The sequence below is a fragment of the Streptomyces xingningensis genome, from assembly GCF_054957865.1.
This window is the reverse complement of record NZ_JBDJPF010000153.1, coordinates 1-2,008: the sequence shown is the minus strand read 5'-3', so window position 1 is coordinate 2,008 and position 2,008 is coordinate 1. Positions and strand designations below refer to the sequence as shown.

Here is a 2,008-nt window from a genome sequence, read left to right as displayed (position 1 = left end):
TCAACAGCCAGCCCTCGTCCACCTTCCCCGCCCTCCTACGAAACCTCACAAGCGGTAGAGGCAGGCCGACCGTGACCGCGGCCCCACAGCCCGCCGACCTGGCGAGCCGACTGGCGGTGCTCCCAAAGCCCGAGCGGCACCGTATGGTCGTCGGTCTCGTTCGCGTCCAAGCCGCGACTGTCCTCGGCCACGCGGATCCGGAAAGCATCCACCCTGGCACCTCCTTCAAGGAGTTGGGCTTCGATTCGCTCACCGCGGTCGAATTGCGTAACCGCCTCGCCGCCGCCACGGGTCTTCGGCTGCCCGCTGGTCTCATCTTCGACCATCCGGACGCTGAGACACTGGCCGGCTACCTGGGCGGGGAGTTGGCCCTGGACGGGGAGGCGCTCTCGGGGCAGGACGCCACCGATCCGGTCCTCCGCGAGCTGGCCAGGCTTGAGACCACCATGTCCGCCGTAGCCGCCGAAGAGTTGGACTCGGCAACAGTGACCGCCCGTCTGGAGGCGCTGCTTGCCAAGTGGAAGACGGCGGTCGCCGCTGCCACTGGCAATGGCGTCGGCAATGCCGCGGAACGACTGGAGGTCGCCACCGCCGACCAAGTGCTCGACTTCATCGACAAAGAGCTGGGTGTGTGAACGACATGCAGGGCGCGCCAACCACGCTGAAGGCTGGGTGAATTTGCAATGGCGAGTGAAGACAAGCTGGTCGATTACCTCAAGCGGGTCGCCGCCGAACTGCATGACACCCGTCAGCGTTTGCGCGAGGTTGAGGAGCGGTACCAGGAGCCGGTGGCCGTGGTGGGTATGGCCTGCCGCTTCCCGGGCGGAGTGAGCAGCCCCGAGGAGCTGTGGGAGCTGGTCGCCTCCGGCAAGGATGCGATCGAACCGTTCCCCGGCGACCGCGGCTGGGACCTGGACGGCCTCTACCATCCGGATCCGGACCACCCCGGGACCTGCTATGTCCGCGAGGGCGGATTTGTCGACGGCGCCGCCGAATTCGACCCGGCGTTCTTTGGATTCAGCCCCCGGGAAGCCCTGGCAAGCAGCCCGCAGCTGCGTCTTCTGTTGGAAGCGTCCTGGGAGGCCTTGGAACGGGCCGGTATCGACCCGTCCACGCTGAAGGGCACCCAGGCCGGCGTCTATATGGGCGCGGCGACCACGGGGAACGTGGGCCAGGGCGACCCCTCGGGCAAGGCCACCGAGGGCTATGCGGGCAATGCGCCGAGCGTGCTGTCGGGCCGCGTCTCGTTCACCCTCGGCCTGGAAGGGCCCGCCGTCACGGTTGAGACGGCGTGCTCCTCGTCGCTGGTGGCGATGCACCTGGCGTGCCATGCGCTGCGGCAGGGCGAGTGCACGCTTGCTCTGGCGGGCGGAGTGACGGTGATGACGACGCCGGAGGTTTTCACCGGGTTCTCCCGGCAGCGCGGGCTCGCTCCCGACGGGCGGTGCAAGCCGTTCGCGGCCGCTGCCGACGGCACGGGGTGGGGTGAGGGCGTCGGCCTGGTGGTGCTGGAACGTCTCTCCGATGCGCGGCGCAACGGGCACAAGGTGCTTGCCGTTATCCGGGGGTCCGCCATCAATCAGGACGGCGCCAGCAACGGCTTCACTGCGCCCAATGGCCCGTCCCAAAGTCGGGTGATCCGGCAGGCGTTGGCCAGCGCCCGCCTGTCCACGGCCGAGATCGACGCCGTGGAAGCGCACGGCACCGGCACAAAGCTAGGCGATCCAATCGAGGCCGAAGCACTCCTTGCCACCTATGGGCGGAACCGCGAAGAGGACCGGCCGCTGTGGCTCGGATCCGTGAAGTCGAACATTGGCCACACCCAGGCCGCCGCCGGTGCCGCAGGCGTAATCAAGATGGTCATGGCCTTGCGGAATGGGATGCTCCCGGCCACCCTGCACGTGGACGAGCCCACCCCGCACGTCAACTGGCACGCCGGCGGCGTGCGGTTGTTGACGGAGGCGGTGGTGTGGCCGGAGTTGGGGCGGCCGCGTCGGGCGGGGGTGTC

The 2,008-nt window shown here is 68.7% G+C and carries 2 protein-coding genes; both read left to right on the top strand.

The window, feature by feature from the left end; translation table 11 throughout:
* Positions 1-71: 71 nt before the first annotated feature.
* Entirely contained in the window at positions 72-635 is a 564-nt protein-coding gene (locus ABCR83_RS32575; protein WP_462698874.1) for an acyl carrier protein, read from the top strand.
* Between the two features lie 48 nt (positions 636-683).
* Positions 684-2,008: type I polyketide synthase (locus ABCR83_RS32570; RefSeq protein WP_462698873.1), on the top strand; the 1,325-nt coding region annotated here is incomplete at its 3' end.